23 protein-coding genes are annotated in these 25,594 nt (G+C 50.1%); 4 read left to right on the forward strand and 19 right to left on the reverse strand.

Features of this window, described 5'->3' with window-relative positions; translation table 11 throughout:
* Positions 1-50: 50 nt before the first annotated feature.
* Entirely contained in the window at positions 51-1,340 is a 1,290-nt protein-coding gene (gene dmeF / locus LPB67_RS06180; RefSeq protein WP_262836201.1) for a CDF family Co(II)/Ni(II) efflux transporter DmeF, read from the reverse strand.
* 7 nt (positions 1,341-1,347) lie between these two features.
* The gene (locus LPB67_RS06185; protein ID WP_262836202.1) at positions 1,348-1,620 is read right to left on the reverse strand and encodes a metal/formaldehyde-sensitive transcriptional repressor; all 273 of its coding nucleotides are present in this window, start codon (positions 1,618-1,620) and stop codon (positions 1,348-1,350) included.
* Between the two features lie 307 nt (positions 1,621-1,927).
* Here LPB67_RS06185 and LPB67_RS06190 point away from each other — a divergent pair, with 307 nt between their 5' ends.
* The gene (locus LPB67_RS06190) at positions 1,928-2,272 is read left to right on the forward strand and encodes a hypothetical protein (protein WP_262836203.1); all 345 of its coding nucleotides are present in this window, start codon (positions 1,928-1,930) and stop codon (positions 2,270-2,272) included.
* A gap of 94 nt (positions 2,273-2,366) precedes the next feature.
* Here the strand turns inward: LPB67_RS06190 and LPB67_RS06195 are convergent, their stop codons facing one another.
* Complete coding sequence (locus LPB67_RS06195; RefSeq protein ID WP_262836204.1) at positions 2,367-3,668, reverse strand: AAA-associated domain-containing protein; 1,302 nt, start codon at positions 3,666-3,668, stop codon at positions 2,367-2,369.
* Between the two features lie 43 nt (positions 3,669-3,711).
* Positions 3,712-5,469 (reverse strand): ABC transporter permease, encoded by a 1,758-nt coding sequence (locus LPB67_RS06200; RefSeq protein WP_262836205.1) that lies wholly within the window; start codon positions 5,467-5,469, stop codon positions 3,712-3,714.
* 770 nt (positions 5,470-6,239) lie between these two features.
* Between LPB67_RS06200 and LPB67_RS06205 the strand changes: the two genes are divergently transcribed.
* Both LPB67_RS06205 and feoB read left to right on the forward strand, forming a co-directional pair.
* Positions 6,240-6,530, forward strand: a complete 291-nt coding sequence (locus LPB67_RS06205) for a ferrous iron transport protein A (protein WP_262836206.1) — start codon at positions 6,240-6,242, stop codon at positions 6,528-6,530.
* Entirely contained in the window at positions 6,530-8,416 is a 1,887-nt protein-coding gene (feoB, locus tag LPB67_RS06210) for a ferrous iron transporter B (RefSeq protein WP_262836207.1), read from the forward strand. Before LPB67_RS06205 ends, feoB begins: the two co-directional genes overlap by 1 nt.
* Before the next feature lie 108 nt (positions 8,417-8,524).
* Here feoB and LPB67_RS06215 read toward each other — a convergent pair whose 3' ends face one another.
* A complete protein-coding gene (locus LPB67_RS06215) occupies positions 8,525-8,647 on the reverse strand; it encodes a hypothetical protein (RefSeq protein ID WP_262836208.1) in 123 nt (40 codons plus the stop codon).
* Positions 8,648-8,823: 176 nt separating this feature from the next.
* On the opposite strand from LPB67_RS06215, the gene LPB67_RS06220 reads away from it, so the two are divergent.
* Positions 8,824-9,393, forward strand: a complete 570-nt coding sequence (locus LPB67_RS06220; protein ID WP_262836209.1) for a hypothetical protein — start codon at positions 8,824-8,826, stop codon at positions 9,391-9,393.
* Positions 9,394-9,472: 79 nt separating this feature from the next.
* On the opposite strand, the gene LPB67_RS06225 is transcribed toward LPB67_RS06220, so the two are convergent.
* The 14 genes from LPB67_RS06225 to mltG all read right to left on the reverse strand — a co-directional run bounded on the left by LPB67_RS06225 (position 9,473) and on the right by mltG (position 25,580).
* Complete coding sequence (locus LPB67_RS06225) at positions 9,473-11,074, reverse strand: ABC-F family ATPase (RefSeq protein ID WP_262836210.1); 1,602 nt, start codon at positions 11,072-11,074, stop codon at positions 9,473-9,475.
* 169 nt (positions 11,075-11,243) lie between these two features.
* Positions 11,244-13,325 carry a 3-hydroxyacyl-CoA dehydrogenase NAD-binding domain-containing protein gene (locus tag LPB67_RS06230; RefSeq protein ID WP_262836212.1) on the reverse strand — a complete coding sequence of 694 codons (2,082 nt, stop codon included), beginning with the start codon at positions 13,323-13,325 and terminating at the stop codon, positions 11,244-11,246.
* Between the two features lie 287 nt (positions 13,326-13,612).
* Positions 13,613-14,314: an ABC transporter ATP-binding protein gene (locus tag LPB67_RS06235; RefSeq protein ID WP_262836213.1), complete on the reverse strand. Its 702-nt coding sequence runs from the start codon at positions 14,312-14,314 to the stop codon at positions 13,613-13,615.
* Positions 14,311-15,087, reverse strand: a complete 777-nt coding sequence (locus LPB67_RS06240; RefSeq protein WP_262836214.1) for an ABC transporter ATP-binding protein — start codon at positions 15,085-15,087, stop codon at positions 14,311-14,313. Before LPB67_RS06240 ends, LPB67_RS06235 begins: the two co-directional genes overlap by 4 nt.
* The gene (locus tag LPB67_RS06245) at positions 15,084-16,370 is read right to left on the reverse strand and encodes a branched-chain amino acid ABC transporter permease (RefSeq protein ID WP_262836215.1); all 1,287 of its coding nucleotides are present in this window, start codon (positions 16,368-16,370) and stop codon (positions 15,084-15,086) included. Before LPB67_RS06245 ends, LPB67_RS06240 begins: the two co-directional genes overlap by 4 nt.
* Before the next feature lie 3 nt (positions 16,371-16,373).
* Entirely contained in the window at positions 16,374-17,321 is a 948-nt protein-coding gene (locus tag LPB67_RS06250; RefSeq protein ID WP_262836216.1) for a branched-chain amino acid ABC transporter permease, read from the reverse strand.
* A 94-nt stretch (positions 17,322-17,415) separates the two neighbouring features.
* Positions 17,416-18,651 (reverse strand): branched-chain amino acid ABC transporter substrate-binding protein, encoded by a 1,236-nt coding sequence (locus LPB67_RS06255; protein WP_262836217.1) that lies wholly within the window; start codon positions 18,649-18,651, stop codon positions 17,416-17,418.
* A 119-nt stretch (positions 18,652-18,770) separates the two neighbouring features.
* Entirely contained in the window at positions 18,771-20,423 is a 1,653-nt protein-coding gene (locus tag LPB67_RS06260; RefSeq protein WP_262836218.1) for a 3-(methylthio)propionyl-CoA ligase, read from the reverse strand.
* Between the two features lie 367 nt (positions 20,424-20,790).
* Entirely contained in the window at positions 20,791-21,705 is a 915-nt protein-coding gene (locus tag LPB67_RS06265) for a 23S rRNA (adenine(2030)-N(6))-methyltransferase RlmJ (protein WP_262836219.1), read from the reverse strand.
* 154 nt (positions 21,706-21,859) lie between these two features.
* Positions 21,860-22,366: a GNAT family N-acetyltransferase gene (locus LPB67_RS06270; RefSeq protein ID WP_262836220.1), complete on the reverse strand. Its 507-nt coding sequence runs from the start codon at positions 22,364-22,366 to the stop codon at positions 21,860-21,862.
* 92 nt (positions 22,367-22,458) lie between these two features.
* Positions 22,459-22,848, reverse strand: coding sequence for a PilZ domain-containing protein (locus LPB67_RS06275; RefSeq protein ID WP_262836221.1), 390 nt, complete (start codon positions 22,846-22,848; stop codon positions 22,459-22,461).
* Between the two features lie 10 nt (positions 22,849-22,858).
* Entirely contained in the window at positions 22,859-23,893 is a 1,035-nt protein-coding gene (locus LPB67_RS06280; RefSeq protein ID WP_262836222.1) for a DNA polymerase III subunit delta', read from the reverse strand.
* Positions 23,890-24,519 carry a dTMP kinase gene (gene tmk, locus LPB67_RS06285; RefSeq protein ID WP_262836827.1) on the reverse strand — a complete coding sequence of 210 codons (630 nt, stop codon included), beginning with the start codon at positions 24,517-24,519 and terminating at the stop codon, positions 23,890-23,892. Before tmk ends, LPB67_RS06280 begins: the two co-directional genes overlap by 4 nt.
* A 74-nt stretch (positions 24,520-24,593) precedes the next feature.
* Positions 24,594-25,580: an endolytic transglycosylase MltG gene (gene mltG / locus LPB67_RS06290; RefSeq protein WP_410482711.1), complete on the reverse strand. Its 987-nt coding sequence runs from the start codon at positions 25,578-25,580 to the stop codon at positions 24,594-24,596.
* Positions 25,581-25,594: the final 14 nt, after the last annotated feature.

Here is a 25,594-nt window from a genome sequence, read left to right on the forward strand (position 1 = left end):
AATTTCAAATTGCGCCTATTTACCCCTTTGGATGTAAGGGAACCGAGTGTTCAAAGGTCAAGGCGGCGCTGGGCATGGACTTCTACAGTGATGTGGGAAAGCCCTTTAAATCGTTGCAATATCGAGTGGTAATAAGCGGGGCCACGCTGTGGCTCAGGTGTTACGACCGAGATCACCGCACCGAAATGACCAGGGCCTAGACGCCAAACATGTAAATCGACTAATTTGTCGCCTGCTTTATCGACCACGGTTCGCACTTTGTCAGCAATCGCGTCATCGGGACTAATATCCATCAGAATCTTGCCGGTATCTCTCATCAGACCGTATGACCAGTTAGCGATCACCAGCGCTCCCACAATACCCGCCAGCGGATCCATCCACAGCCAGCCGAACGTCTTTGCCAAGAGTAGGCCAATAATCGCCAATACAGAGACGGCCGCATCGGCAATCACGTGGATGTAAGCGGCACGCATATTATGATCGCGGCTATCGACGCCGTGGTCGCCGTGTCCATGCCCATGTTCTGCGAAATCCGCAGTGTAAATAACATGATCAAGTAGAAGCGCTACCTTAAAGGTATGCGGTTCGGGGATGTCCGTTGTCGACTCCAGAAAACCGGATTTTTGCGCGAATTCAAAAACCTGCTTTGCGCCGTCTGGACGAGTGGTCGTTACGGTCAGGTTTTGTGCTGATAAATCGTCCCCTTTCGCCTCAGAACGGAGGCGAAACACTGGTGGAGATCTCTCTTCGAATATAGACAGAGCCAACACGCCGAACTTTGTTGCGATGTGTTGTACTTCTTCGTCATGATCATGCCCTGCCTCCTCATCGTGATGCCTTCCATGGCGGTGATCATGTCCGTGGCTATGCCCATGATGATCACCGCTCAATAGCCATACGCTGGCAATATTGACCAGCAGACCAATCACGGCGATCGGAATCGCTTCGGTGAAATGGATAGGCACGGGGGCGAGAAGGCGCGCCACTGCTTCATAGCCAATCAACAAAGCGATCATCGCCAGAATAATGGCGCTGGTAAATCCGGCCAGATCACCCAGCTTACCCGTGCCGAAAACAAAGCGCGGGTCGTTGGCATGCTTGCGCGCATAGGTATAGGCCAGTGCAGCAATCAGCATCGCACCGGCGTGAGTCGACATGTGCAGGCCATCGGCTACCAACGCCAGTGAACCGAACAGGCTGCCGCCGATAATCTCGGCAATCATCATTGCGCTACAGAGGGCAATTACGGCCCAGGTTTTACGCTCGTTCTTATCGTGACCCTCACCCAGAAAAACGTGATCATGGTCGAGCTCAAACGGAGCTTCATAAGATTCATTCATCGCAGACTCACTTGAAATAACTATGGATAACGTCGATCAGTTGTTCTTTGGCATCCCCTTGCCCATCATGGGCGTCAGCATCGACCAGATGTGTTCGGATATGATCTTCCAACACAACGGCCAACAAACCCGTCATCGCGCCTCGACAGCTAGTGATTTGCTGGAGTACCTGGATACAGTCTCCCTCTTCGCTAAGAACGCGCTCAATAGCATCAACTTGTCCGCGGATGCGACGAACCCGGTTCAGCAGTTTTTGTTTATCGCGGATAGTGTGACCCATGCTTGACCTCAAATATAGGGAGGGGGACTATACCATAATTTGTCCAATCGCCGTGGGCCGCACTTCACTTAAGCATACCAATAAAAATTTTAAGGAATGAAAAATGAACTTATCTGAATTGCGATACTTGTGACGCGCAATTACCGATAGTTGAACTTTGCTCAGAATGAACTTTGCAACAATTAGATACAGCAGATACATCTATTGGGTAAACCGTTCGCATGACTCAAGCGCTTATAGCACTATGATACGGAGCAACCGGGTCATGAAACGACAACCATCTCAATTACACTCTAGGGGAACCATCATGTTGAATAAGAAGACTCTGACAAAAGCCGCTGCCTTGATCGCTATTCTTGGCGCGTTCGCTACGACCGCTTCAAGCAGCTACGCTGACACCACCTGGCAGAAGAATCATCCGCGCCGTGAGCAAGTGAATAATCGCCTGGAAAACCAAAATGACCGCATCAAAAATGAAGTCAAGGAAGGCGATATGAGTAAAGCGAAGGCAGCCAAATTACGCAAAGCCGACAGACAGATTCGACAAGAAGAACGCGACATGGCAGCGCAAAATGGCGGGCACATCACCAAGCAGGAACAAAAAACCTTGAACCAGCAAGAGAATGCCATCAGTAAAAAAATTGGCTCGTAAGAGCGACACTAAATTTTCACCGCCGCACGATTGACTCTTTATCTACCCAAGAGTAGATCGTGCGGCGATCGATTTATTCCAGACCAGCACCAGATCAACTTTCTTCCAATTCAGGTAAGGTCAAGCGTCCTGTATGGTAGTTGTACTCATACACTTCGCCATAGCGTCCCCACTCGATGGCGATTTCTAATACGCGTTTGGCTTCGTCGGCTTTTAAAAATTCTGCCAGCAGTTCGAGGAAAGGTTCTTCCGGCAAACTGCCGTTCGTTTCCTGTTCAAGATTACGCCGTATGTGCGCTGCCAGCGGTACGTGCGTCAGCAATTGTTGACCGAACAGTTCTTGTTTCTGAGCCTGATCGGCTTCGACATAACGATGGCCTAACGGTGTCAGGCTGATGTCGCCCTTCTCGATTACGGCCAGACCTAGCAAACCAAGAGCTTCATAGGTCGGGAATAATTCTTCGTCGGAGATTTCTGCCTCTTCTGCAAGTTGCGGCAAGTCGGCGCGACCGTTGAATGGGGCATCGGCCAGCAGGTCGAGTACACCTTCGATACGACTGACGTCGGTCTCTGGCAAGCGGTAGCCGAGATGTTCGGAGAGCGGTACTCCGGTGACAATTTCTTGTGCATGACGCATGGTCATCAGGCCATACACTTCATCAATCAATGCCCTTACCTCGGCTGACTCGACATTGCGCGGACGCGGCAGATCGATCTTGACTTCACAGCGTATGCTGCCCGGATCGCTGGACAAGATAATGATGCGATCCGCCATCATGACGGCTTCTTCAATATTGTGCGACACAATCAGGATGCCTTTGGTCGGAATGCGACTTTCTTCCCATAATTCCAGCATGTCATTGCGCAAGGTCTCGCCGGTCAATACATCCAGGGCCGAGAACGCTTCATCCATCAGCAAGATATCGGGATTGGTTACCAGCGCACGCGCAATACCGACACGCTGCTTCATCCCGCCGGATAATTCGCGTGGCAACGCCCCGCCGAAACCGGCCAGACCGATCATTTCTAATACCGCATCCGCTCTGGCCTCGCGCTCATCGGCGGGCACCCCTTGCGCCTCCAGCCCCAACTCTACGTTTTGTTGTACCGTCAACCAGGGGAATAATGCAAAAGACTGGAACACCATGGCGACGCCGGCGACGGGACCGTAAATCGGTTTGTCGCGATAGGCAACCTTACCTTTGTCGGCAGGTATCAGGCCTGCAATGATACGCAGCAAGGTCGATTTACCGGAGCCGGATTTACCGAGCAAGGCGACAATCTCGCCCTCTTTCAGTTGAAAATCGACTTTATCTAGGATCAGGCGTGCCGTCCCGTCCGCAGCACGGAAGGATTTGGCAACGGCGTTTAAATCAATCAATAATTTGGGGGACATTAGTCTTCCTTATTAGTATTTGTAGCCGGCTACAAATACTCAATTAATGGCTACGATCTTCGGCTAGCAAATATAGTTTGCGCCAAAAAAATCGATTTAATAACATGACAAATATACACATCACGCCAATTGCTAGTGCATTCCTATGAAAATCGCCGGCTTCCGTCATCTGTTTGATGTAACTGCCGAGACCATCGGCAATCAAGGTGGTTTTACCCCAGGTGACATATTCGGCCACGATACTCGCATTCCAGGAGCCGCCACTGGCGGTGATCGCGCCGGTAATATAACTTGGAAATATCGCAGGCAGATAAACGCGCCGCCATTTCAACCAGCCTTTTAAGCCAAGATTATCGGCGGCCAAACGCAGCTCATTGGGAATCGCAGATGCCCCTGCGACGACATTAAACAAGATGTACCACTGGGTACCAAAGACCATCAACGGACTGAGCCAGATATTCGGGGTCAGATGAAAATATACGATCGTAAAAACGATAATCGGATACAGAAGATTAACCGGAAAGGCCGCCAAAAACTGCGCCAGCGCCTGGACTCGCTGGGAGTATTGCGGACGCAAGCCTATCCAGACCGCAATCGGCACCCAGACCAGCGAGGCCAGAGCGATCAACAACATGACGCGTAATAAAGTGATCAAACCAAGAAAGACGACATGCACCACTTCGCCCCAGCCGACTTCCGTGTGAATGTATACCAGCAAACTAATCGCGGCGCTCAATGACGCCAATATCAATGCAATATCCCACGCTCGCGACCAGAACGGGTTAGCAACGCGCACCCGTGACTGTGCCGAGGTGCCATCGTAGCGCACGCTAAACCAGCTCAGAGCATGGCTTAACCAATGCCACAAACTATCGGTCCAGGCTCGGAACCAGTGGCTATTGCGCATCCAATCCAACAACCATGATTGCTGCGCAGATTCTCCCTGACTTTCTTCAAAACGGAATTTGTCAGCCCAGGCCAACAAGGGTCTGAAGAATAATTGGTCATACAGCAGGATGCCGATCAACATGGCAGCAATTGCCCATGCAATCGCCATGCCGTTTTTAGACTCAATCGCAACCGCAATGTAAGATCCAATACCGGGTAACTTAATATCTTGTCCGGCAACGGAAATCGCCTCCGCTGCTACCAGTAAAAACCAGCCGCCGGACATTGACATCATCATGTTCCATAACAAACCCGGCATCGCGAAGGGCAATTCCAGCCGCCAGAATCGCTGCCAGCCAGACAACCTGAAAATCCTTGCAGCCTCGCTTAATTCGGGTGGAACAGTGCGCATGGATTGATACAGACTGAATGCCATATTCCAGGCTTGCGACGTAAAAATCGCGAAAATAGCCGCGCATTCAACGCCCAACAAATCACCCGAAAACAAGGCAATAAACGGCGCAATTGCAATCGCCTGAAACCCAAGGATAGGCAACGACTGCAATATATCCAGCATGGGGATCATCAATTTTTCTGCCGCAGCGTATTTCACCGCGATCGCGGCAAACGCAAAACTGAACAACAGCGAAAAAGCCAGCGCAGTGAACATACGCAAAATCGTACGCAACAGATAGTAGGGTAAATAACTTGGGTCGAGAGATACCTGCAGCACCTCACCTACGACGAAGGGACGACTCATCTGCATTGCGGCAAAGCCAAATGCCATCAGCAGCGCCAGCACTAGCGGCAACAAAGCCCAATCCCAGCGATTTGGCCCCTTACCCTGGACCAGCGACGGCCGCTTTTGAGGATTAAACAATTCGAACAAACTACCTCCCGGACCGATCAACATCAGTCATCAAGAATAAACACGTATCATCGAATCTGACTCACTTAAATCGGACTAAATTTTAAGTAAGCAGACGGAACTTCAATATTCTGTATTACAGAACTGAAATTTCAGCGTGATGACACGCAACAATTTAGGGGATAAGTAGAGAGGATCAGCCTGAATTTGGAATAAATTCGAGACTCTTAACATCACTACTTGCCATGTGTTTGGCAAAGTAGCGACAGGAGTTCTGCAGTTACAGTGCCAAGGTGTGGTCGATATAAGATCGACTACTATAACTATCCACAGGTAAAACTCCATAAAGACGAAGCGCGAACTTTAACATAGCAAAGATGACATTGGCAACCTTGTTTTCATTGAGACTGCAGGTAAATTTGCAAAGGAATTTGTTTGAACTGCTAAAAACAATAAGCGAAATTAAGCGTCAATTCCTAGTTTCCCCATGCCAATAAATCTTACTCTCAATCAAATCGTCAGTAATTAGGACTTGCGCAAAACAGTAAGCTGGTTACTACCATTCAGATTGAACCCGCAGGCTACATGCGGCTTTCAGGGACATTTCGCGTCAATAGCCGCACCCAGCTTGCGGATTCGTTTGATATCCACATCCCATGAAACCAGTTCCTCTTACTTTTCTCCGTGTCTCGTGGTGAGTGGTTTTGGTTTTGGGGAAGTCCTCCACCCGGTTCTTGGCGTTAGCGCTTGAATGCTAATTCATATTGATATATATTCTCATTATCATTTAGCTTTATGTAGCAAGGAAACACATCATGAGCAGTTTTTCAGCGAAAACCGGTTCTCTTACCTTAGATAGTCTCAAAGTCGGAGATTTCGCCGTTGTTACTGAAGTTGCCAAATCCGAAACTGATCAGTCTAAAAATAGCTTTGATGTCATCCGTCGTTTGAAGGAACTTGGTTTCGTTAAAGGCGAATCAGTCAAAATCCTGCATAGAGGCTATTTTGGCGGCGAGCCGCTAGCAGTACGGATTGGTGAATCTACTTTTGCCTTGCGTCGATTTGAAGCGGCCTTTATCGGTGTTGCCAAGGCTGGAATTACTTAATGAGTCATGCTGAACTGGTAGCGCCCCGTATTGCTTTAGTTGGTAATCCAAACTGTGGGAAAACCGCTTTATTTAATCGCTTGACGGGCGCTCGACAAAAAGTTGCGAATTACGCCGGTGTCACGATTGAGCGTAAAGAAGGTAAATTTCGCTCCCCTGCCGGCCGATTCTGGAATGTCCTGGATCTGCCTGGCACATATAGCCTTAATGCCATCACTCCTGATGAAAAAATCACCCAGGACGTCATCACGGGGCAACACGCTGACGAGTTTGTTCCTGATGTTGTCGTCTGCGTGGTTGATGCGACCAATTTAAAACGCGGACTGAGAGTTGCCCTGGAATTAAAAAATATTGGCATCCCGATGATTTTGGCGGTCAATATGATGGACGTTGCGAAGAAACGGCATATCGCTATCGATATCGGATTATTGCAACACTCTTTGGGTATCCCTGTCGTTGAGACTATCGCGGTGGATCATAAGGGTATCGATCTGTTGCTCGATAAACTGGAGATATTTGCTCAGCATCTTCAGCAATCTGCAGCAAGTTCAAATGCGCAGCACGACTTCACTCCAATTTCTCCCGAAACTATCCAAAGTGAGGCAAACGCTATTTTGGAGCGTTGCGTCTCATATGCGGCCAGTACCGATCATCATTTCAGCTACAAAATAGATAGTTTCATATTGCATCCGGTAGTCGGGCCGGTCATTTTTGCCGTATTGATGTTTCTGGTTTTTCAGGCAGTCTTCGCCTGGGCGCAGTTGCCTATGGACTTCATCAAATCTGCAGTGGATGCGACGGGGGCTTTTGTTGAAACCCATATGCAGGAGGGAATGCTGCAAGGTTTGCTGGTCAAGGGCGTGATTGGCGGGGCTGGCAGTGTGTTGGTATTTTTGCCTCAGATCGTGATTTTGTTCTTCTTTATTTTAGTAATGGAAGATTCGGGCTATTTGCCCAGAGCCGCATTTTTACTGGATAGAGTGATGGGCAAAGTGGGCTTGTCTGGCCGTGCTTTCATTCCTTTGCTATCGAGTTTCGCCTGTGCCATACCGGGCATTATGGCAACCCGTACCATACAAAATCAACGCGATCGCCTGGTTACGATCATGATTGCGCCGTTGATGACATGTTCAGCCAGATTGCCAGTGTATGCCTTGATTATTGCCGCATTTATTCCCCCCAAGATGATCGGTGGCTGGTTGAATTTACAGGGCTTAGTCTTGTTCTCGCTTTACCTTGCCGGCATTGTTTCTGCTATGGCAGTTGCGTTTGTACTCAAGAAAAAATGGGGCTCCAGCGAGCAACAAGCCTTAATGCTGGAATTGCCAGACTATCGTTTTCCAAACTCACGAAACCTGTTACTCGGTTTGTGGGAGCGCATCAAAATTTTCACCGCCAGGGTCGGTACGATTATTCTCGCTTTAATGATATTGCTGTGGTTCTTAAGCAGCTTTCCCGGTGCGCCGGAGCATGCCAGTCATCCGGCCATTTATTACAGCATCGCCGGCATACTGGGCCGGGGCCTGGAAGTTATATTTGCTCCGATTGGGTTTAACTGGCAGATCTGCATCGCACTGGTACCAGGTCTGGCCGCCAGAGAAGTTGCCGTTGCCGCTTTGGGTACGGTATACGCCCTGTCTCAATCAGGTGAAGAATTAGCGAGTAGCCTTGAACCGCTGATCGCCCACTCCTGGTCGCTACCCACTGCCCTATCGCTACTAGCCTGGTATGTTTTTGCCCCGCAATGTATTGCGACTCTTAGCGTCGTCAGGCGTGAAACGAATACGCTACACTATCCTCTGCTGATGGCGGGCTATCTATTCGGCCTGGCGTATTTGGCTTCTTTTGTGACCTACAACGTGGCGCGCTTATTTCTCGGAGCTTGATATGCAAACCTTGATCACGATTTCGATGTGTGCTTGCGCTGCCATTTATCTTATTTTCAAATGGATGCCCTCGGCTATTAAGCAAGGTCTGGCGATCTGGATTTCGGCTTATTCGCCCAAGCTGGCTGCCGTCATCGGCACACCCGCTGGCGGATGTGCGAGCGGCTGTTCGTCTTGCGGCTCTTGTGAATCGCCAGTCGATACCAAGAAAAAACAATCTGGCAATGACATTGGTAAGATGCTTGAGAAACCTATCAGGTTTGTAAAACGGTAAAAACCAATTCGACGCTGTCTGGCATACTTATTTGTCAACATAGAAAGTCACTGTTAATTGATGTATCCTGTTGGCAATTACAAGCGCCGCTGATACTCATCAGTACTGCACTAGAGACAAAATAGAATCCATTATGCGCACTACTATTTACGATAAAACTGACAAGGGCCGCGAAGAAATAGCGACGCGTAAGTATCAGCTGGCATCCCGCTTGAGAAGTCTGCTTGTCATGATTGATGGCAAGCAAACCGAGGAAGAGTTATTAAAAAAAGTCAGTGCATTAGGCTTGAATCAGCAAAGTCTCCAGGAATTATTGGATCAAGAATTCATTACAGCGCATTTATTTTCAGAGCCGCCGGTTGAGGTAGAAATCCCAGAAGCATCGTCTATATCGGTGTCGGATATCGATACCCCGATCAATCCTGCCGACTTATTGGATGAATCCAAGCGCATTCAAGCCTTACACATATTTTTCAATGAAACGATTAAAAGCACTCTCGGCTTGAGGGGTTTTACCCTGCAACTCAAAGTGGAGCGCGCTGCGACGATTGATGACTTCCGTGCCTTGAGAAATACCTATATTGAAGCGATCTTAAAAGCCAAAGGCAAAGAGATGGCCCGTAGCCTGCGCGATCGCCTGGACCAGTTGCTATTTATGGGTGATGCAGCGTTTGTGGATAAAATCATTCCGGACGATGAATGAGGTTTGCAGCAAAAAACAAAAAGCCAGGAAATTCCTGGCTTTTTCATAGGGATGAAGTATGAATAAATTTCGAATGAATTTATTCAATACCCTGACTAGTCAAATACTCTTCGTATGAACCACGGAAATCAATGATCTCGTTCTCTTTAATTTCTAAGACGCGGGTGGCCAGAGACGATACAAATTCACGGTCATGCGATACGAAAATCAAGGTGCCGGCATATTTTTCCAATGCGATATTCAGTGACTCGATCGACTCCATATCCATGTGATTGGTCGGTTCATCCATCAGCAACACATTGTGACGACCTAACATCAGCTTGCCATACATCATGCGGCCTTTTTCACCGCCCGACAACACTTTAACGGATTTCTTGACGTCATCGCCGCCGAATAGCAAACGACCTAAAATCGAGCGTACGGCCTGATCGTCGTCTCCCTCCTGCGTCCATTGACCGATCCAGTCGGTTAAGTTTTTATCTGAAGCAAATTCTTCCGTAGGATCTTGCGGCATATAGCCGACATTCGCATTTTCCGCCCATTTCACCAGACCGCGATCGGCATGCAAACCGGCGATATCATCGCCGCCTATGCAGCGCAACAGCGTCGTCTTACCGATGCCGTTGGCACCGATAATGGCAATTCTTTCGCCCGCTTCTATCATCAGGTCGACATTCTTAAACAGCGTACGGTCGTAGGCTTTGCTCAGGCCCTGAACCTCCACGGCCAGGCGGTGCAACTTCTTCTCGCCGTCGAAACGTACAAACGGATTTTGGCGGCTGGAAGGCTTAAATTCTTCAATCTTGATCTTGTCAATTTGCTTGGCGCGGGATGTCGCCTGGCGCGCTTTGGATTTGTTTGCAGAAAAACGGCGGACGAAATCCTGTAATTCGGCGACCTTCTCCTTCGCCTTGGCATTGTTCGCCATCTGCTGCGCCCGTGCTTGCGACGATGCCAGCATGTAGTCGTCGTAATTGCCCGGATAGACCTTCAATGTACCGTAATCCATGTCGGCCATGTGGGTGCAGACCTGGTTCAGGAAATGGCGATCATGGGAAATAATGATCATGGTCGAATTACGCTCGTTGAGCGTGTCTTCCAGCCAGCGTATCGTATTGATATCCAGGTTATTGGTCGGTTCATCGAGCAATAAGATGTCTGGATTGGAGAACAAGGCTTGCGCCAGCAATACGCGCAATTTCCAGCCTGGCGCTACTGCGCTCATCAGGCCCTGATGCTGATCGGTGGGAATGCCTGCACCCAACAGCAATTCCCCGGCCCTGGGTTCCGCCGTATAGCCGTCATATTCTGCAAACTTGGCTTCCAGATCGGCGGCTTTCATGTAATCGTCGTCGGTCGCTTCCGGATTGGCGTAGATTGCATCGCGTTCCGCCATCGCCGCCCACATCTCGGTATGCCCCATCATGACGACATCCAGCACCCGCATATCTTCAAACGCAAATTGATCCTGACGCAATTTACCCAGACGCTCGTTCTGATCCAGCATCACTGTGCCGGAAGACGGGTCGAGATCGCCGCCCAGAATTTTCATGAAAGTGGACTTGCCACAGCCATTGGCGCCGATCAAGCCATAGCGATTGCCATCACCAAATTTGACGGAGATGTTTTCGAACAGCGGCTTGGGGCCAAACTGCATCGTAATATTTGCGGTAGAGAGCACGGAAAAACCTTTTGCAATAAGAGTTATAACTAACCTTACATTATAACATCGTCACTGCTGCCCCCTCCAATTCAGCCAGACCAAAAACAAAATGCGCAGCTATCGAGCCGCGCATTTTCTTAAGCCTATGCAATTCAATTGTTAAATTGCCGCCAACTCCGACGAGGACTTAACCGTTGAAGCTTTTACCTGCCGCCGCCAGCTTTACCAGTAATGGCGCCGGTTTCCAGGCATCACCATGGCGGCCTTTGGCATAACGTTCCATCGCCATCACCAAATTCGGCAAACCAACCGTATCAGCGTAGAACATAGGACCGCCGCGATGCAATGGGAAGCCGTAGCCGGTCAGATAGACCATATCGATGTCAGACGCGCGGGTTGCGATGCCTTCTTCCAGAATATAGGCCGCTTCATTCACCAGAGCGTAGATCAGGCGTTCAATGATCTCCTGATCCGTGATCTTGCGGCGTTCGATGCCCAGGTCCGCAGAATGCTTGACGATCATGTCATTCACGACTTCAGAGGGATAGGCTTTACGATCACCGGCTTTATAGTCGTACCAGCCTGCGCCCGTTTTTTGACCGAAGCGGCCCATTTCGCAGAGCAAATCGGCTGTTTTGGAATAGGTAATCTGTGGCTTCTCCACATAACGACGCTTGCGGATGTACCAGCCGATATCATTACCCGCCAGATCGCCCATACGGAACGGCCCCATTGCAAAGCCCATTTTTTCCACCGCTTTGTCCACTTGCTCTGGAGTGCAGCCTTCTTCGATCAGGAAACCGGCCTGACGGCTGTATTGCTCGATCATGCGGTTGCCGATGAAACCGTCGCACACACCGGAAACCACGCCAGTTTTTTTGATTTTTTTAGACAGCGCCAGTGTCGTCGCCAGCACATCTTTGGCCGTTTTTTTGCCGCGCACGATTTCCAGCAACTTCATGACATTCGCAGGGCTGAAAAAATGCGTACCGACCACGTCTTCCGGACGTTTAGTGAAGCTGGCAATCTTATCGACGTCCAGAGTCGATGTGTTGGAGGCGAGGATTGCCCCTGGCTTCATGACTTCATCGAGCTTTTTAAAAACCTGTTCTTTTACGCCCATGTCTTCAAATACCGCTTCGATGACGATATCGGCCTGGCCGATTGCCTCATACGACAAGGTGCCGGTGATCAGGCCTACGCGTTGTTCGAATTTTTCAGGCGATAACTTGCCTTTTTTCATGGTGTTTTCGTAGTTCTTGCGAATCGTCGCCAGGCCTTTATCCAAGGCTTCTTGTTTCATTTCGAGGATCTGCACTGGAATGCCGGCATTCGCAAAATTCATCGCAATACCGCCCCCCATGGTGCCTGCACCGATCACTGCGGCCGATTTGATCGGACGGGTCGGCGTGTCTTCCGGTACGTCAGGCAGCTTGCTGGCAGCGCGTTCGCCGAAGAAGGCGTGACGCAGCGCTTTGGATTCGGTGGTTTGCACTAATTCGAGGAATAGGTCGCGCTCTACAGTGATGCCGTCATCGAACTTCTTGGTGACGGCAGCCGCGACCGCTTCGACGCATTTCAAGGGTGCCGGGAAAGGGCCCGACATCGCGCGCACGGTGTTGCGTGAGAACTGCAGGAAGGCTTCGTAATTCGGATAGTCGATCTTGATGTCGCGTACGCGGGGCAACGGACGTACATCAGCGACTTTGGCGGCAAAAGCGAGCGCGCCTTGCATCAGGTCGCCTTCGATCAGTTGGTTAAACAAGGCCGTCTTCGCGAGTTTTTCGGATGGAATGGCGGTGCCCGACACGATCATGTTCAAGGCCATTTCCAAACCCAGTACGCGCGGCAGGCGTTGTGTGCCGCCAGCGCCAGGCAAGATGCCGAGCTTGACTTCTGGCAGCGCGATCTGCGCGCCTGCCGTTACCACGCGGTAGTTACATCCCAATGCCAGCTCCAGGCCGCCGCCCATGCAAACGCTGTGAATCGCGGCAATTACGGGTTTAGTCGAGCCTTCAACGATATTGATGACGGTGTGCAGCGATGGCTCTGCCGATGCTTTTGGCGAATTGAATTCTTTGATATCCGCACCGCCGGAGAACGCTTTGCCGGCACCGGTGATGATGATGGATTTAACCGCATCGTCATTCAGGGCCTGCTTCATACCGTCGACAATCGCACTGCGAGTCGAGTGGCCCAAACCGTTAACAGGGGGATTGTTGAGGGTAATGACGGCGACATTGCCGTTGACTTGATATTCCGCGCTCATGTCTCTTCCTAAGGGTTGAAATACGTTTTTGATTATGCAAGCGACTGGTTTGCAGCCTATTCACTATAGGCAATTTGATCGCCGCCTGCTGACCAGAATGTTGTCTGCGAGTTTTTATGCCGTCTCTACTATACCGCAAAAAAGTACGGTCGTATTATTTTAAGTGAAAATTTTTTATTTTCTTTAAAAAGGCATACTCCCCATTATTCTTATAGGAAATATGCCTGATCCGCATGTTTTATGCCGAACATTAAAATATACAGGTAGGCAGTATATTGATATGCGTACTAAACTTCCAGCCACTCTTTCCGGATTGCTTCATTGGCGCGCAGATCCGCCGGGCTGCCCTCAAACACGATGCTGCCGTGCCCCATGACATAGACCCTTTGCGAAATTTCCAGTGCGATCGCGAGTTTTTGCTCGACCAGCAGTACGGAGATGCCGCGATTCTTGAGTTCCTTCAAATACTCGGCCACCAGTTCCACGATCTTTGGTGCCAGACCTTCGGTCGGCTCGTCGATCATGATCAGATCGGGATCACCCATCAGCGTGCGACATAGGGTCAGCATTTGTTGCTCGCCGCCCGACAACACGCCTGCCGCGGTATGCTGACGCTCCTTCAGGCGCGGAAACATCTGGTACATATCGTTTAGCGACCAGCGCGATTTTTTGCCCGATTTTTCGCCCAGGATCAGATTCTGCTCCACCGTTAAAGTCGGGAAAATATCGCGATTCTCCGGCACATAACCCAGGCCCTTGTGGGCAATCTGAAAAGCTTTCAGGCCGATCATCTCCTCCCCCTTGAACTTGACGGAACCGGTTGAATTGACTTGCCCCATCGCCGCCTTGACCGTGGTGGATCGCCCAACGCCGTTGCGCCCCAGCAAGCTGACGATTTCGCCCTGGTTGACGACCAGGTCAACGCCATGCAGAACATGGCTTTTGCCGTAGAACGCATTCAGGTCTTTGATTTCCAATAATGTACTCATGCTGCGGCCTCCACCGGTGCATGACCGCCCAGATAAGCGTCTTTGACTTTCTGGTTGTTGCGGATATTCACTGGCGTGTCGCAGGCAATGATTTCGCCATACACAACGACGGCAATTTTATCTGCCAGACCGAACACCACACTCATATCATGTTCCACCATCAATAAGGTTTTGCCGACGGTGACTTTGCGGATCAGCTCGACCGCGGCATCGGATTCAGAACGGCTCATCCCTGCGGTCGGTTCATCCAGCAAGATCACATCGGCACCGCCGGCAATCGTGATGCCGATTTCCAGTGCGCGCTGTTCCGCATAGGTCAGCAGACCGGCGGTGATATCGCGCCGACGTTTTAAACCGATTTGCTCCAACACGGTTTCGGCGCGTTCATGCGCATCTTTCAGTCCATTGAGCCGGTGCCAGAATGAATATTTATAACCGAGCGACCACAAGACGGCGCAGCGCAGGTTTTCGTAGACCGACAAGCGATGGAAGATATTCGTGATCTGAAAGCTGCGCGACAAACCACGACGGTTAATCTCAAACGGGCGTAAGGCGGTAATGCTTTCGCCATTCAATAAAATATCGCCAGAACTGATGGGGAAACGTCCGGAGATCAGATTGAACAAGGTAGATTTGCCTGCGCCGTTCGGCCCGATGATTGCAAAACGTTCCCCCTTAGGCACTTGCAAATTCGCACCCCGGATGATTTCGGATTTACCGAAACTCTTCCTGACGTCTTGCAGTTCAAGGGAGAACAATGAAGTCACAGTCATGATTGCACCCTCCGCATTTGCGCTTCAATTTCGGCGCTGACCTCGCCCCATTTTTGTTTGAAAGTCGATTTGGTCATGGCGAAGCCTACGATGCCGATGGCAATCAATGTAGCCGCTGCCAGCCATGCGCCAGGTTGTGCGGTATCGACCATGACACCGAATAAATTGATGGTTGAATTTTGCGATGCTTCCAAGGTTCTTTGATATAGCATTTCAATTGCGAGCACGGATCCGAACACGGCGACTACGGTCGCGACAATCAGTTTCCACATGGATGGCCATACGCGCTTGAATAATCCGTATTGAGCAACCCGCAGATTCAACATCAAAATGCTGGCGATGCCGCCCGGTGCGTACATCACAATGATAATGAAGAAGATACCCAGATAAAGTTGCCAGGCCTTGGTGAAATCGGACAACATCACGGTCAGCACCACCCCAATGACCGCGCCTATCATCGGACCAAAGAAGAAGCCGATACCGCCGATGAAGGTGAATAACAACACCGCGCCGGAGCGAATGGCGCTGACGTTTTCGGCACTGACGATTTCAAAATTGATGGCCGACAAACCGCCGGCAATCCCGGCAAAAAACGCCGACAAAATCAAAGTCAGATAACGTACCCATTGCGTGTTATAGCCAACGAACTCAACACGCTCTGGATTGTCCCTGACCGCATTGGCCAAACGACCGAGCGGGGTTTGCGTGAATGCATACATACCGATCGTGCTGATGAACAGCCATGCGGCAATCAGGTAATACACCTGGATTTGCGGACCATAAGTAATCCCTAAAAATGCTTTACCAATCACGCGATTGGTAGAAATACCGCCTTCTCCACCAAAAAAACTCGGAAACATCAGTGAACTGGCAAATACCAGTTCGACTATCCCCAGGGTAATCATGGAGAATGTGGTGCCGGATTTTTTGGTCGTGACATAGCCGAACAAAATACCGAAAAACATGCCGGCAATGCCGCCGATCAGTGGAATCAGCGTAATAGGAAAATTAATCGAACCATTCGTCACCAGGTTCATGGTGTGAATCGCAAAGAACGCCCCCAAACCTGAATATACAGCATGGCCGAACGACAGCATGCCGCCCTGCCCCAGCAACATATTGAAAGACAGGCCGAAGATCATCAAGGTACCGATTTGCGACAGCAGGGAAAGTGATCCGCCTGTTTTAAAAATCAGCGGTGCGATAATTAAGATCAGCGCAAAGCTGAGCCAGATGATCCAGCGCGCCAGATTCAACGGTTTATAAGTCAATGTTTTCGTCATTTTTTATCCTTCGCGAGTACCCAGCAAACCTTTTGGCCGGAAAATAAGGATAAGCACCAGTAACAGGTAAGGCATGATCGGTGCGATCTGTGCGATAGTCAGACTGAGCATCGAATAGCCAGGCGCGCTGGCAGAAATCTGCGTCCCCAATTTTGCAAACACGCTGACCAATGAGTAATCGAGCGCGACTGCAAATGTCTGCAATACGCCAATCAGGATGGAGGCGATGAATGCGCCGGCCAAAGAACCCATGCCGCCCACCACCACCACCACGAAGATGATGCTGCCGAGTGTCCCTGCCATGCCTGGTTCTGTAACGAAGGCGTTGCCACCGACCACGCCTGCCAGACCGGCCAAAGCACAACCGCCGCCAAACACCAGCATGAATACGCGAGGCACATTGTGCCCCAGGGCTTCTACCGTGTCAGGGTGAGTCAAGGCGGCCTGAATAACCAGGCCGATCCGGGTTCTGGTCAGCAACAAATAAATCGCGATCAGCATCAGCAAGGCGACAAACATCATAAAGCCGCGATACATAGGGAAAGTCGTGGTGTACAAAGTGAACAGCGGCCCATCAAGTTCGGCAGGAATCGGATAAGGCACGGTGGAGCGTCCCCAGATCAATTGCACCAGTTCCACGATCACGTAAGACAAGCCGAAAGTAAACAGCAGCTCAGGGATGTGCCCGTATTTGTGGACTGAGCGCAGGCCGTAGCGCTCTACCATGGCGCCGAGAAAGCCGACAAGCAGCGGCGCCAGAAAAAGCGCTGGCCAGAAACCTAATTTAATACTGATGCCATAAGCAAAATAGGCACCTAACATGTAAAAGCTGGCATGGGCAAAATTAAGCACGCCCATCATACTGAAAATCAGCGTCAAACCGGAGGAAAGCATGAACAACAACAATCCGTAGCTGACGCCGTTCAGCAAGGTGATCAGTGTGAATTCCACAGCAAAGATCCTTTTTTAAAATCGTGAACGATCGTACTATTTTTATGAAAAAAAAGAGAGTGCATCGGAATGCGACTCTCTTGGGCAGTGCGGATTAACCTGGACGTTTCATCTGACAAGAAGACGGCTGAGTCGCAACGAAAGCATCGATCTTCTGATTGGTCTTCCAGCCCAAACCGGTATTTTCCTGATCAAACTTGACATCCTTGCCATTGGTTTTCACCCAGGTTGCGATGTACAAAGGTTGTTGAATCTGGTGATCCAACTTACGCATGACGGTGTCGCCGTTCAGGCTTTTTACTTTGGAATTTTCCAGGGCAATTGCGACTGCTGCCGGTTCAATCGACTTGGCATCTTTCACGGCCTTGCCCAAATAGGCCAACACAGAATAAGTCGCCATGGAATAGTAATCGTCCTTGTACTTGGCCTTGAAGCCTTCAACGATATCTTTACCTGCAAAAGTTTCGTTGTTCGCATTCCAGTAACCGACGTATTTGACATGGTCCACACCGGCGGCGCCCATCGCAGTAGGAACGCCCGTGGTCGCTGCATAATAAGTGTAGAAGTTGGCTTTCAAGTCGGCATCTTTGGCCGACTTAATCAACAGCGCCAGATCGGCACCCCAGTTGCCGGTAATGACGGTATCCGCACCGGACGCTTTAATCTTGGCGATGTAAGGTGAGAAATCCTTGACTTGCCCAATCGGATGCAAATCATCGCCCACGATCTGGATGTCTGGACGCTTGCGTGCCAGGTACTCTTTGGCTGCGCGGGTTACCTGATGACCGAAAGAGTAATTCTGGCCAATGATGTAGACCTTCTTGATGTTCTTGTCTTGCGCCATGTAGGTGGTCAGGGATTCCATCTTCATATCCGAGTTGGAATCAAAACGGAAATGCCAGAAGCTGCATTTGCTATTGGTCATATCAGGATCAACGGCAGCGTGGTTCAGATAGATGATCTCTTTACCGGGATTGCGCTCGTTATGCTTATTGACGGCATCGAGCAAAGCCAAGCCGACGCCGGAGCCATTGCCTTGGGTGATATAGCGGAAACCCTTGTCGATCACGGTTTTCAGCACGCTCAGGGATTCTTGCGGACTCCCTTTGTTATCGAAACCGACCACTTCAAATTTATGAGGACCTGCCCAGCCTTCGGCATTCGCCTTCTCGGCGATGTACTGATATGAATTCAGGATATTTTGACCGACCGGAGCGAATGGGCCGGAGAGCGGATCGATGTAGGCGATCTTGATGGTGTCAGCCATCGCCAGCGGTGCCGACAGTGCCAGGGAAATTGCTAAAACAGGTGTACGTAATTGAAATTTCATTTGTCTCACTCCAGTATTTTTTTGTGGATGTTTATGGAAATTACTTTTTTACTTTTTTTACGTTCTCTCATGTTGAAACAGGACGATTTAATCTGTCCCATTTCATTTTTTGATCACAATCAGGCAGTTGGCAATTTGTAGTCTTTAAATTGATCCCTTAGTTTGTTTTTCAAAATTTTCCCCGTTGCTCCCAAGGGCAACGCATCGATGAAGACGACGTCATCCGGCGTCCACCATTTTGCTATTTTTCCGTCATAAAACTGAAGCAATTCTTCTTTTTCTATCTCGGCCCCCGGTTTTTTTACGACTAACAATAATGGCCGCTCATCCCATTTTGGATGAAATACGCCGATACATGCTGCCTGCAATACGGCGGGATGGGATACCGCCACATTCTCCAGATCGATGGTGCCTATCCACTCTCCGCCGGACTTGATCACGTCTTTGCTGCGATCGGTGATTTGCATATAGCCATCGGCATCAATGGTCGCCACGTCGCCCGTCGGGAACCAGCCATTTTCGAGAACGTCACCGCCTTCGTTCTTGAAATAACTGCTGATGATCCACGGACCCTTGACGAGCAAGTTACCATAAGTTTTGCCATCCCAAGGCAACTCTTTACCGGCATCGTCGACAATTTTCATATCCACGCCATAAATGGCATGACCTTGTTTTTCGAGTATCGCTTGCTGGGCTTCTTCCGGCAACGCCATGTGTCTGGCTTGCAAGGTGCCGGTGGTTCCCAATGGCGACATTTCGGTCATGCCCCAGGCATGCACTACCTCGACGCCATAGGTATGGCGCAAGGTTTTCATCATGGCAGGCGGACAGGCCGAACCTCCGATGACGGTGCGCTTGAAGGTAGAGAATTTCAGGTTATTTTGCGCAACATAGGTCAGCAAACCCAACCATACCGTTGGCACGCCTGCGGAGAAAGTCACTTTCTCTTGCTCGAATAATTCATACAAAGATTTGCCGTCCAGCGCAGGACCGGGAAATACCAATTTAGCGCCGGTCAGAGGGGCTGAATAAGGCAGACCCCAGGCATTGACGTGAAACATAGGCACGACCGGCAATACGGAATCGCGCGCCGATACGTTTAAGCCGTCTGGCATAGCTGACGCATAGGAATGCAAAATCGTCGAACGATGGGAGTACAGCGCGCCCTTGGGATGCCCGGTAGTGCCTGAGGTATAGCACAGGCTGGAGGCAGAATTTTCATCGAATTCCGGCCAGACAAATTCGTCGGAATTGGCGTCGATCAAATCTTCATAACAAAGCAAATTCGGCACCGATCCATCGGTAGGCAGATGCGTGCTGTCACACATCATGACAAAGCCCTTGATCGTAGGGCAATGACTGGCGATGGCTTTGATGATGGGCAGGAAAGTGATATCGAACAGCAGATATTGGTCTTCTGCATGATTCACGATGTAAGCAATTTGCTCGGGATGCAGGCGAGGATTGATCGTGTGCAAGACAGCGCCGGAGCCTGACACCGCGTAATAGGTTTCCATATGACGGTAGCCGTTCCACGCCAGAGTAGCGACCCTGTCGCCGATTTTGACGCCCATTTTTTTGAAGGCGTTCGCTAGTTTTTTAGCGCGCCGATGGCATTCACGATAGTTATAGCGATGAATATCGCCTTCAACACGTCGCGACACAATTTCATTGCCGCCAAAATACCGGTCCGCATGTTCGATAATGCTGGAGATGAGCAACGGTTTGCTCATCATCTGCCCCATAACCGGGCTTTGTTGATATTCCGACATTTATTCTCCTGAATGATGTTGCTATTTGAGCTAGCTCAGCAATTACATCGTTTTTATCTGCTTTTTGCCGAATTAAATTTTCTTTTAACGATTTTTGTACGACCGTACTAATTCGTCAATCCTTATTTATGCTGCATGGCAGCATGTTTTTATAAAGAAAATCTATTCCGGAATAATTCAATTAGAGGAAATCCTCGATTCGACTTAAAAAAACAAAGTGCAGTGCAACATAGACGAAAAATAATTCCACAATTTGAGACATTTCTTGGTTTTTTTTGGACATTTTTGAAGACAAAAAAATTGCCGGCAACATTTCTGTTCCGGCATTTTGCTTTCATCCTGGCCTTAATTCAGTTCCAGTACCTGCTCATTTCTTGCGTGCGCGCCCTATCGTCTGCGTTTCACCTGAATCAATGCTAAAACTGGCACCGGCGTCGCGTCCCAATACCTTGACTAAATACGGCATGACTTCACGCAAGGTCGCTTCCAGAGTCCATGGTGGATTAATAATAAACATGCCGCTGCTGTGCAGGCCGAATCCATCGGGCGACGGGCCGCTGATCGACAAAGTCACGTTCAGCCAGCCATTGGCTTGCAGGCGTTTCAGGCGCTCTGGCAATTGTTTTGAGTCGGGGCGATTCAATACCGGATACCAGACCGCAAACATACCGGTCGGAAAACGTTTCAAACCATCCTCTACCGTGTCTTTGACGCGGCGATAATCGTCTTTGACCTCGTAAGGCGGATCGATCAACACCAGGCCGCGGCGCGATGGCGGCGGCAATAAGGCTTTCAATCCCTCGAAGCCGTCGCCAGCCGTGAGGATGACGCGTTTGCCGCGCGTTGTCGGGCGATGTCCTTGTGCTGCGGCATGCGCATCGAGTTTACGGAAATTTTCTGCGAGGATTTTAATTTCACTGGGATGCAGCTCAAATAAGCGCAGGCGGTCCTGCTCCCGCAGGATTTTATCGGCGCAATACGGAGAGCCGGGGTAATACCGCATTTTGCCGCTGGGGTTGAGTTCCTTGACCAGATCAACATATTCGGCGAGCGATGCCGGCAAATCTTTACGTTCCCAGAGCGGGCCGATGCCGGTTTCAAATTCTGCGTTCTTGGTTGCATAACCGCCATCGAGTGCATACAGTCCGGCACCGGCGTGGGTATCGATGTAAGTGTAGGCAGTCTCTTTCTGGCCCAAATAATTCAGTAACTGGATGGTGACGAAATGCTTGAGAACGTCTGCGTGATTGCCGGCGTGGAAGCCATGGCGATAGCTCAGCATGATGTAATTCCTATAAAAATCGATGGCTTGCCTCTGTTAAAAGAAAGCAAGCCATGTAAGTGAGATGCCGGATTTTACTCTTTTTAGGCCTGGACAGGCTTAATAGACGCTAAATCGGTTCATCTGTATGCGTATTCCGCATTTTTGAAGGACATCAGGCGACGCGCTTACCCATGATAATTAGATCGCGCTCAATGCCGTCCAGGGTCGCGACTTTGGGCATATTCGCCCAGATTTCAAAATTGAAGCTTGCGAATAAATTCATGCTGGGGGTGTTGTGGCCGAAAATAAAGCCCAGCAAAGTATGCAATTTAATCTGCGGCGCAAACGCGATTGCTTCGGTCAGCAGGTAACGTCCCAAGCCTTTACCGCGTGCCTCTTCATGCAAGTAGATCGATAACTCTGCCGTGCCGGAGTAGGCGGGACGTCCGTAAAAATTGGAAAAAGACAGCCAGCCGAGAATCTGACCGTCTTGCTCAATCACCCACAATGGCCGGCGGTCCGGCGTATGCTCATGAAACCAGGCGTGGCGCGATTCGACCGATACGGGTTCTGTATCTGCGGTCACTTGACGGGATGCAACCGTCGAGTTGTAGATCGCCACGATGGCAGGTAAGTCGCTCAACGTGGCGATGCGATGCGATGGGATGAATCCGGTCATGGGAAATTAGCCGATGAGAAAACAGAAAAGATGTCTACGAAATACCGTGGCGAGGTAAAAATGGTTAATAAGTTGCAGCAAGTTATAGCAAATTACAGCGTATGAGTCGCCCTGGATGAACGTATCGCCGCTCCCAGCAATTCTTCGACGCGCAATTTAATGCGGGTGCCGCTTTCATCATCAGGAAAATGCACGCCTATCCCCTGGGACTTATTATTCCCGGCACCGGCTGGCGTGATCCACGCGACTTTACCGGCGATCGGGTATTTGTTCGGGTCATCCAGCAAGGTCAGAATCAAGTAAATTTCTTCACCGAGTCTATAGGTTTTATTGGTCGGCACAAAAATTCCGCCGTTTTTCAAGAATGGCATATAGGCAGAATACAAGGCCGCTTTTTCTTTAATCGCCAGCGATAAAACAGAAGGACGTGCCGGCGTAGGCATGATCAACGGGACACTAGGATCGGCTGGTAAGTCGGCCATAAACAAGCTTTCAGTGAAATAGTGAAGAGTAATCCAGCAGCATATCTTCGATAAAAAGTTTGGCCGACAACGGATGACTGGCGATCGCTTGCCGCTCATTCGTGTTTTTAATGACCTGCAATAAAGCCGGCGTATCTACCCGTGTTGCCAGTGCCGCCAACTCTTTCTGATAGCGTGGATGATACCGGATTCTGCCCGTTTGTTTATAAGAAAAAATGTCGTACAACCAACGCTGCAGCCACGCAACCGTATTGGGTACGCTTAATTTTTGCATTTTTTCGGCGATTTTCAAACTTGACTCGACCCCGGGTTTGCACAACTGTCGTAAAAAATCATCGAATTCTGCACGATCTTCCGACTGCGCCATCTGCAAAGCCGATAGCGGCGCCCCGCCCTGCTGAGCCAGCCAGGTTTCGGCATCGGCGAGCTGTTGCGTCTTCAGCCAGGCCAGGCCTTGCTGGGTGTCCGGCATGCCCATCGCGAATTTATGGCAGCGCGACAAAATCGTCGGCAGCAATTTATCCAGACTGTTCGACACCAAAATAAAGACGGTATTCGGATTCGGTTCTTCCAATGATTTGAGCAAGGCATTGGCGGCCGGAATATTCAAGGCCTCTGCCGGATACAGCACGATCACGCGCCGCCCCTGGCGATGCGTAGAGATATTCATGAAATCCGACAAAGCACGGATCTGATTGATCACGATTTCTTTAGAAGGCGCTTTGCTTGCCTTGGTTTTTTTTTCCGTTTCAGGCGCATCTGCTTCGCCGCCAACACTGTCCTCTTCATCGAGCAACTCGGGACGGACACGGCGATAGTCGGGGTGACTGTATTGACCAAACCAGCCGCACGATGCGCACTGGCCGCAGGCATGACCGTCCGGTGCTGGCGATTCACATAATAAGGATTGCGCCAGATGCTCGGCGAACACGGTCTTTCCTATACCCTCGGGGCCATACAGAAGTACCGCATGCGGCATGCGCTGGCGCAGCAAATTCAGTTGCTGCCATGCGTCTGTCTGCCAGTTAAAAAGAGGATGCGTCATAAGGGATCAGCATCCGCACATAGTTGGGCAATCAAGGTATCGAGATGTGCCCTGATTTCTGGAATCGGTCGCGTTGAATCGATAATCCGGAAACGTTCAGGGAACTCCGCCGCACGGCGCAAATACTCGGCACGTGTTCCGGCAAAAAAATCGGTTTTCTCTTGCTCGAACTTATCCAGCTCGCGGGTCGCATCCAGGCGGGCGCGTGCCACCTCAAGCGGCACATCGAACAACAAGGTCATATCCGGTTGCAGATCCGGATGTACCCATTGTTCCAGCGCGTTCAGTTTGTCCAGCGCCAATTTACGTCCGCCGCCTTGATAGGCGAAACTCGCATCAGAGAAACGGTCGGAAATAACCCAGTCGCCGCGCTCCAATGCGGGTTCGATGACTTGGGCAATATGTTCTCTGCGAACCGCAAACATCAACAGCGCCTCCGTTTCCAGATGCATTTTTTCTTGCAACAGCAATTCGCGTAGTTTTTCACCCAGTGCCGTTCCGCCGGGTTCGCGCGATGAGATCACTTGCTTGCCATGTTGTCTGAGTAATTCTGCCACATAGGCGATATGCGTCGATTTGCCCGCGCCGTCTATCCCTTCGAAGGTAAGGAATTTGCCCTTTTTGATATTGTTTGTCATGCCACCGGCTCTACTAAATTCGTCATGTAATTCGGGTCATCTCATCGTGCAGATTGCTAGCTTCAGCGCTGGTACTTGTTCACTGCACGATTATGCTCAGTCAGGTTGTCAGAAAAATGGCTGGTGCCATCTCCTTTTGCCACAAAATATAAGGCATCGCTTTGCGCCGGATTGAATGCGGCCGTCAATGAGGCAATGCCGGGCAAGGCGATCGGTGTCGGTGGCAAACCGGTGCGGGTATAAGTGTTATAAGGCGTGTCGGTTAACAAATCGTGTTTTCTGATTTTACCTTTGTATTGCTCGCCCATACCATAAATCACCGTGGGATCGGTCTGCAATAACATGCCTATGCGCAAGCGATTGATGAAGACAGCCGCAATCAAGGTGCGTTCCGCTTTTTGCCCGGTCTCTTTCTCGATGATCGATGCCATCGTCAGCGCTTCATACGCCGTCTTGTATGGCAGAAGATGATTCCTGTTGGTCCAGGCTTCACTTAATTTTTTCAACATGGAGGAATGCGCCTGCCGGTAAATTTCCAGATCACTGCTGCCCTTGGCGAATAAATAGGTATCCGGGAAAAATACCCCTTCTGGCTGCGCAAAATCGGCATCGATCTTACGCATCAATTCGGTATCGGAAAGACCGGCAGTTGTATGCTGAATCGACGGATGACTGTCAATCACTTTACGCATCTGCTGGAAAGTCCAGCCTTCGATAATCGACAGCGACACGAAGGAAAAATCGCCGTTGACGATTTTATCCAGCAAATCCGCCGGCGTTTTACCCGGCTCTATGTCGTAGGAACCGGCCTTGAGTTTATTCGCCTTGCCGGTGACGCGCGCCAGCAGTTCGAATAGCAAGGGGTTAAGCGGCACGCCCGCTTCTTGCATCTGTTTGCCCGCACTGCGCACGCTGCTGCCGCTTTTAATGCTGAAATCAATCGCTTCCGGTCCATTATGAATCGGCTGGCTGGTCCAGTAGAGCATGCCGCCAGTCGCCAGACCGCCAAGAAGGAACGCCAGTAAGAAAATTTTTTTTATCAATGCCATGCTGAAGATGAGAT

Source organism: Undibacterium sp. Jales W-56 (assembly GCF_025548535.1).
Lineage (GTDB): Bacteria > Pseudomonadota > Gammaproteobacteria > Burkholderiales > Burkholderiaceae_D > Undibacterium.

Coding starts and splice junctions, on each gene's coding strand:
- dmeF (WP_262836201.1), bottom strand. CDS start 1,340: ATGAATGAATCTTATGAAGCTCCGTTTGAGCTCGACCATGATCACGTT.
- LPB67_RS06185 (WP_262836202.1), bottom strand. CDS start 1,620: ATGGGTCACACTATCCGCGATAAACAAAAACTGCTGAACCGGGTTCGT.
- LPB67_RS06190 (WP_262836203.1), top strand. CDS start 1,928: ATGTTGAATAAGAAGACTCTGACAAAAGCCGCTGCCTTGATCGCTATT.
- LPB67_RS06195 (WP_262836204.1), bottom strand. CDS start 3,668: ATGTCCCCCAAATTATTGATTGATTTAAACGCCGTTGCCAAATCCTTC.
- LPB67_RS06200 (WP_262836205.1), bottom strand. CDS start 5,469: ATGTTGATCGGTCCGGGAGGTAGTTTGTTCGAATTGTTTAATCCTCAA.
- LPB67_RS06205 (WP_262836206.1), top strand. CDS start 6,240: ATGAGCAGTTTTTCAGCGAAAACCGGTTCTCTTACCTTAGATAGTCTC.
- feoB (WP_262836207.1), top strand. CDS start 6,530: ATGAGTCATGCTGAACTGGTAGCGCCCCGTATTGCTTTAGTTGGTAAT.
- LPB67_RS06215 (WP_262836208.1), bottom strand. CDS start 8,647: ATGTCATTGCCAGATTGTTTTTTCTTGGTATCGACTGGCGATTCACAA.
- LPB67_RS06220 (WP_262836209.1), top strand. CDS start 8,824: ATGCGCACTACTATTTACGATAAAACTGACAAGGGCCGCGAAGAAATA.
- LPB67_RS06230 (WP_262836212.1), bottom strand. CDS start 13,325: ATGAGCGCGGAATATCAAGTCAACGGCAATGTCGCCGTCATTACCCTC.
- LPB67_RS06235 (WP_262836213.1), bottom strand. CDS start 14,314: ATGAGTACATTATTGGAAATCAAAGACCTGAATGCGTTCTACGGCAAA.
- LPB67_RS06240 (WP_262836214.1), bottom strand. CDS start 15,087: ATGACTGTGACTTCATTGTTCTCCCTTGAACTGCAAGACGTCAGGAAG.
- LPB67_RS06245 (WP_262836215.1), bottom strand. CDS start 16,370: ATGACGAAAACATTGACTTATAAACCGTTGAATCTGGCGCGCTGGATC.
- LPB67_RS06255 (WP_262836217.1), bottom strand. CDS start 18,651: ATGAAATTTCAATTACGTACACCTGTTTTAGCAATTTCCCTGGCACTG.
- LPB67_RS06260 (WP_262836218.1), bottom strand. CDS start 20,423: ATGTCGGAATATCAACAAAGCCCGGTTATGGGGCAGATGATGAGCAAA.
- LPB67_RS06265 (WP_262836219.1), bottom strand. CDS start 21,705: ATGCTGAGCTATCGCCATGGCTTCCACGCCGGCAATCACGCAGACGTT.
- LPB67_RS06270 (WP_262836220.1), bottom strand. CDS start 22,366: ATGACCGGATTCATCCCATCGCATCGCATCGCCACGTTGAGCGACTTA.
- LPB67_RS06275 (WP_262836221.1), bottom strand. CDS start 22,848: ATGGCCGACTTACCAGCCGATCCTAGTGTCCCGTTGATCATGCCTACG.
- LPB67_RS06280 (WP_262836222.1), bottom strand. CDS start 23,893: ATGACGCATCCTCTTTTTAACTGGCAGACAGACGCATGGCAGCAACTG.
- mltG (WP_410482711.1), bottom strand. CDS start 25,580: ATGGCATTGATAAAAAAAATTTTCTTACTGGCGTTCCTTCTTGGCGGT.